We start from the raw sequence: 6,026 nt of genomic DNA on the forward strand, positions 1-6,026 counted from the left end.
AAAAATATCGATAACCACTCTGGGTAAACGAACTAAGTTAGGGTTCACTGACAAAGGATTTGAAAAATACTTTTCTGAGGACTGGAAACTCGGTACTGCCAAGTTGGTCCATAACCGGGGCAAGTGGTTTCTCCATATTGGTATTACCAAAGAGGTTCCTGATTTCGAACAGCAAGGTAACCCGCAGATTGTCGGTATTGACCGCGGTTTACGGTTCTTGGCAACTGCCTTTGATAGTAAAGGAGAAACGCTATTCTTTGACGGGAAAAAGATCCTGCATAAGCGCAAGAAGTTTCTGGAGATTCGTCGACAACTGCAAAGCAAAGGTACCACGTCTGCTAAGAGAAAACTGAATCAATTAGCTCAACGAGAGAACCGCTGGATGACCGATATAAATCATCGGATAGCTAAGACACTCGTTGTAGCATACGGTTCGCATACGCTTTTTGTTTTGGAAGACTTAACTAACGTGACGTTCAACACGGATGATTTGCCTAAAGCATTACGTAATAGTCACCGTTCCTGGTCCTTCTTCCAGCTTGAATCTTTCTTAACGTATAAGGCTCAGGCCATTCAAAGTAAGGTTGTGAAGGTGGATCCAGCATTCACCTCGCAACGCTGTCCAAAGTGCGGTCTAGTTGAGAAGGCTAATCGTCACCATGAAACGCACGAATATCGGTGTAAACAATGCCAGTATCGTTGTAACGATGATAGATTAGGAGCCATGAACATTGAGATGCTGGGACAGGATTGGTTGAGTGGTGTCAAACACCCAAAGATTAAAAAGCTAACAACTGCCGGGTAAACCTAGCAGTTAAACGGGTAGCCGTCAATTACCCGATGATGTTGCCACTATGAGTAGAAGTGCCTAACTGGCATGTTGGACTACTGTGTCGTAAGACACGTGAGCAACAAGCCTCTGAATTTATTCAGGGGCAATTGACATGAAAGACCCCATCTTCTCTTGAAATGATTGAGGAGATGGGGCCTTTTAAGTTAAGCTTCATGGCGAAACTTGAATACGGGGACAATCAGCAAAGCCGCAAATGGTAGCCAGCTTAAGGTACCAAAAACATTTAGGAAGGCGTGGTTCAAATGGTGCTTCAACGTATGCCGAATCGTGTGAACCAGACTAGCCAACTCTTGGTCAAGCTGGTTGACTTTTTGGGTAATCTTTCGGTTGACTGCTAACGAAATCGTGTGGTGAACCTTCTGCTTCATGGCCTGTGGGATCATGGTTAGTGAGACCTGCTTGGCCGTGGCGATTTGCTTAATGGCTTGGTGGTAAGCGGCCGTCGTCTTATGCTGCCGAGTCGCCGTTGAAACAGTGATCTTGGGTGATGAGAAGGTCGCTGACGTCGATGTTACGGTGGCACTGTTTGGGTTGAGCTTCCGCCGCAACTTTCGAGTCAGCGTTTGCTTCTGCGTACGGTTGACGTTAGCTAATTGATTGACCCGGGTCTGGGCCTCGGCCAAGGTATTGCGTTTAGCTTGAGTGACATTGCTGGTCAACAAGGTCGTGAAGACCGCGATGGACAGGACCATCCCCACCTGACGGAGAACGTTAGCGACGCTTTGGGAGCTGGTCAACCGTGAGCCGTGGAAGTCGGCTACCGCCAGAATGTTGGCCGTTGCGGCGACTAAACCATAACCTAGTCCTAACAGAATATCTGCGAGAATCAGTTGGTGGTAATTTGACCCCAGTGGAACCGTGCTGAGCAGCAGGTAGCTCACACCCATCAAGAGAAAACCAGCGGCGACAATAATCTTGTTATTGATGTGCTTGATCACAAGTGAGGTCAAGATCACCGTGATCATCACCGTTACCGAGTACGGCGTCATTAGCAGAGCGGCCTTGAGTTCACTGGTGCCGTGAACCCGGGTGAGAAATGTCGGCAAGAGAACGGCCATGCCGCCCAAGAAGAAGTTGCAGAGAACGAGTGACAGGCTGGAACCGTTAAAATTTCGGCTCCGGAAGAGCTGTAGGTCGACCATGGGAACCGTGGTGTGGCGTTCCCAGAAAAGAAAGAGCAGAAAACCGACAAGTGAACTCCCAAATAGGCCAAGGATGACGGGTGATTGCCAGCCCCAATCGTTACCTTTGATCAGGCCTAAGGAGAGGCTAAAGAGCATGATCATGCTGAGAATCGCGCCGAGCCAATCAATCTTGACGTGAATCGTCTTCTCGTGTCGGAGGGGTAAGACAAAGTCGAAGACCAGTAAGTCCAGAATGACCAAGGGCACGTTGATAAAGAAGACCCATCGCCAGCCAAAGTATTGGGCAACGATGCCGCCAATGGTTGGTCCTAGAGCGACGGCCAGGCCTTGGACACCGGCTAATGCGGCAACAACGCGGTTGCGGTTTGCCATGGAGCTGAGGTCTAAGCCAATGACCATGCTTGTCGGAATGATGGCCGCGGCGCCGATGCTTTGAATTGCTCGGGCAATTAGCATCCAAACGAGATTGGGCGCCATGCCGGTCAGAAGTGAGCCGGTTCCAAAGACGACCAGTCCAGCGAAGACAAATTTGTTCTGACCGAAGCGCTCCGCCAACCGACCAAATGGAATAATTAGCGTGGCGAAAATGATGGTGTAGACGTTCAGTGCCCAAGAAAGTTCAGTGAGGCTTTCCCCAAAAGCCGACTGAATCTCGGGTAGGACGATCGTCATAATAGAGACGTCCATCATGCAGAGCAGGTTGCCTAAGAGTAAAACGGGTAAAACACCTTTTAGCTTGTTCATAAAATTCTCCCCCTTTGCTGACACATCTGAGTCGGTGTGTCTCATCTGTGACACCTTGACCTTAACAGCGTATACTGAGGGAAACAAGATGACGGTCGCTATTAGTAACAAGTGCTACATAAGTTGGGGATTTGTGACAGGAGGTTGGACCACGATGAATGGACAAGGAAGGCTAGCACAGCAGTCTAAGGAGTGGTTGATGGCTGCGCTTTTTGATTTATTAGCTGAGCAACCGTACGAGACGGTTACCGTTAAACAAATTGCGGAAAAGGCGCAGCTGTCACGTCGGACCTTTTACCGCGCGTTTCGGGATAAGGATGACTTACTGGATTATTATGATCGTGAGGTGGGCCGGCGGTATTTGGCGGCATTACAGGAGATTGCACCACAGAGGATGGTATTCAAGGACGTGTTGACCTACTTTTTCGAATTTTGGTGGCAGGAGCGCAAGCAGCTTCGTTTGCTGATCAAGCAGGGATTGTTTGGGCGAATGCTAGCTAGAATCACCCCCATGGCTAGTGAAATTTACAGGGTCTTTCCGGCGCCATGGCACATTGAGGGGTCGCCGACAGAAACAGATTACATCATGAGTTTTGCAACCGGTGGGTTTTGGAACGTCTTGAATCGGTGGCTTGTCAAGGAACACCCCGAATCGCCAACTGAGATGGCCGCGTTGTTAATGGCTGGTTTGAAGCGGTTGGGAGAGACAGAAGATTAGTAAGTCGATATGTTGCCAACAGAAAATTTTCGTATGAATTAATTTGTAAGCAGAGTTAGTTGCGTCAGGGACCGAGTCTGGTAAGGTTGAAGAAGTCCCATCGAAATAAGAGGAGGAAGCGCACGTGACGATTACAGAACATCAAGACTGGTTGGTCGACTTTTACCAGCAACGAAATTGGTATCAATATTCACCCTTTGTTCACCTGAACTTTTTGACCGAGGAGACGGGTGAAGTTTCTCGGGCGATTCGAGCAATTGAGATTGGTCGGGACCATCCCGGCGAGAAGAAGGCAACTCCCGCAGAGTTACGGGCAAACCTGAAGGAAGAACTGGCGGATGCTTTGGACCAAGTGCTGGTCATCAGCAGTCTTTACGATATTGATGCGCAGGACCTTTTACAAGCGAGTGAGCAGAAGTTGAAGCAACGGTTTAAGGGCGATATGCCCCGTCGCTAGTGAAAGGAAGAGGTAAATGATAGTCGCTAAGAAATTCTACATTGCCAGCTGATCACCTTTTGGCCCACTCTTTTTCCGGTTGTTTGCTCCCAAGTCTAGCGTGTGTTACGGTTGAAGGCAGTGGAAATAAGGCAAACACCCAACTATCTCAGACCTTAAGCAGTTGGCTAGGCGATTTGCAACAAGGAGAGAAACGTGAATTTAAAAGAGATTACGCAATTAGATCAGATTTTAGTGAAGGTGGCTTCCTTCACGCACAGTACCCGGGCAGCCACGGCCATTCAAGCCGCGACCAATCAGACCGATAGTGCCAGTGTTCGGAAGGAACTAGCCCTGACGGCGGAGGCGCACCACTTGCTGGCCAACAATATTGTCTTCACCTACTTTGACTTGGACCAAATGGACGCTTTACAGACGAAGCTTGATCAGGGGCTCATGCTGAATGCTCAACAGTTGGATCTCATCAATCAATTTTTGATTAACCTACGGCGTTTAAAGGCGACCCTGCAGGCTAACCAGCAACGGGCACCGCAATTGACGGCGCTACTGGCATCAACGACTCAGCTCACCGGGCTCCAACAACGGCTGGAACACATAATCGTGCACGGCCAAGTGGCAGATGATGCCACGCCTGAGCTGGCCGAGATTCGCCAAAAGATCGTTAAGCAACGACAACAGGTTAAAACGGCGCTGACACAATTTGTTCAGAAGCACCCACACTCCGTGCAAAGTAAGCGCCTGATTACCCGTAACGATCGGGTATGTGTCCAGCTGAAGGCCGGTGAGAAGAATAAATTCAAGGGCCAAATCATTGATCAGTCGGCGACTGGGTCAACGGTCTTCTTTGAACCGGCAACGGTGGCAAAGAAGGGTGCCGTCCTCGCTGGGGTGATTGCCGATGAGAGTGCCGAAGTTTATCAATTACTGGTGACCTTGACGGGAGACGTCTTGGATAACTGGGACGCCCTGACTGAGAATCAGGCGCTACTCTGTCGGTTTGATCAAATCATGGCGCGGGGCCAGTACGGCTTGGAAACAGAGAGTCAGTTGCCTACGCTCAACATGACGCAGCACATTAAAATTGTGGCGGGCCGTCATCCCCTGTTAAAAGACGCCGTGCCGCTCAACATCGAATTGATGCCACAACAGGGATTGATGATTACCGGTGCCAACTCCGGGGGGAAAACGGTGGTCTTGAAGACGATTGCGTTGTTTGCCCTGATGATTCAATTTGGCTTGGAATTACCGGTTGGCGCTGGGACTCAAATGCCCGTCTTCAGTCAGTTCTGGATCGATATTGGCGATAACCAAAGTATTACGGCACAACTCAGTACCTTTGCCGCCGAGATGACAACGTTGGTCGACATGACCGATCATATTCAGGATAATGCGCTGGTTTTGCTCGATGAAATTGGGAGTGGGACCGATCCGGAAGAGGGGTCTGCCTTGAGCATTGCCATCATCGAATATCTTCGTCAGAAAAAGGCAACGATCATTGCCACGACCCACTTCAGTGCTATCAAGGAATATGCGGTGGACTGTCCAACGTTTATGACGGCCACCATGGCCTTTGATCCGAAAACGCTGGAGCCCACGTATCACATCTTGCTCAACCAGGTCGGGGCCAGCGAGGCCGTGTGGTTGGCCGAACGCTTGGGATTAGCCCCAGCCATCTTGGCCGACACCAGACGGCGACTTGCGGCTAAAGAAGCTAAGTAAAGGTTGAAAGTTCCAAGATGCCAGTCATGTCTGTTCTAGCAACAATAGTGAGACTAAAACTAGGCAACCTGGTGGGCCCTTCGCCTTACCGGCCGGCAGATATGGGCTGGATCGGGGCGAACACAACTTGAAGCCTCGAAAGAACCGAGTCTCCAAGCTTGGTTTTCTGCTAAGCCGGCAAGAAACGCCGACCAAGCAGAGCGACGCGCCTGAGCCCATATCTGCCGACCTCTCGGCTTACACCAGTGTGTGTAGACGACGAGGGTACTGACTGTAACAATCGTTATAGATTAGACCGAAAGCGCTAAGCCGCCATGTCTTTGGAGACACGCGGTCTTCATGGCTTCAAAGCGAGCGAGAAGACTGGTGATTTCCCAGTCTGAAGCGTCC

Annotated in this window: 5 protein-coding genes; 4 read left to right on the forward strand and 1 reads right to left on the reverse strand. The window is 50.0% G+C overall.

Annotation, left to right across the window (positions count from 1 at the left end; all coding sequences use genetic code 11):
* Window positions 1-805, forward strand: an 805-nt coding sequence (locus FC99_RS08345; RefSeq protein ID WP_056986527.1) for an RNA-guided endonuclease TnpB family protein, incomplete at its 5' end; no start/stop codon positions are given.
* A 191-nt stretch (window positions 806-996) separates the two neighbouring features.
* Here the strand turns inward: FC99_RS08345 and FC99_RS08350 are convergent.
* Window positions 997-2,742, reverse strand: a complete 1,746-nt coding sequence (locus FC99_RS08350) for an MFS transporter (protein ID WP_048736064.1) — start codon at window positions 2,740-2,742, stop codon at window positions 997-999.
* Window positions 2,743-2,896: 154 nt separating this feature from the next.
* Between FC99_RS08350 and FC99_RS08355 the strand changes: the two genes are divergently transcribed.
* The 3 genes from FC99_RS08355 to FC99_RS08365 all read left to right on the forward strand — a co-directional run bounded on the left by FC99_RS08355 (window position 2,897) and on the right by FC99_RS08365 (window position 5,636).
* A complete protein-coding gene (locus tag FC99_RS08355) occupies window positions 2,897-3,460 on the forward strand; it encodes a TetR/AcrR family transcriptional regulator (protein ID WP_048736063.1) in 564 nt (187 codons plus the stop codon).
* Between the two features lie 124 nt (window positions 3,461-3,584).
* The gene (locus FC99_RS08360) at window positions 3,585-3,917 is read left to right on the forward strand and encodes a MazG nucleotide pyrophosphohydrolase domain-containing protein (protein ID WP_048736062.1); all 333 of its coding nucleotides are present in this window, start codon (window positions 3,585-3,587) and stop codon (window positions 3,915-3,917) included.
* A gap of 195 nt (window positions 3,918-4,112) precedes the next feature.
* Entirely contained in the window at window positions 4,113-5,636 is a 1,524-nt protein-coding gene (locus FC99_RS08365; protein WP_048736061.1) for an endonuclease MutS2, read from the forward strand.
* The last annotated feature ends 390 nt before the right edge of the window (window positions 5,637-6,026 follow it).

The organism is Levilactobacillus koreensis JCM 16448 (assembly GCF_001435525.1).
GTDB lineage: Bacteria > Bacillota > Bacilli > Lactobacillales > Lactobacillaceae > Levilactobacillus > Levilactobacillus koreensis.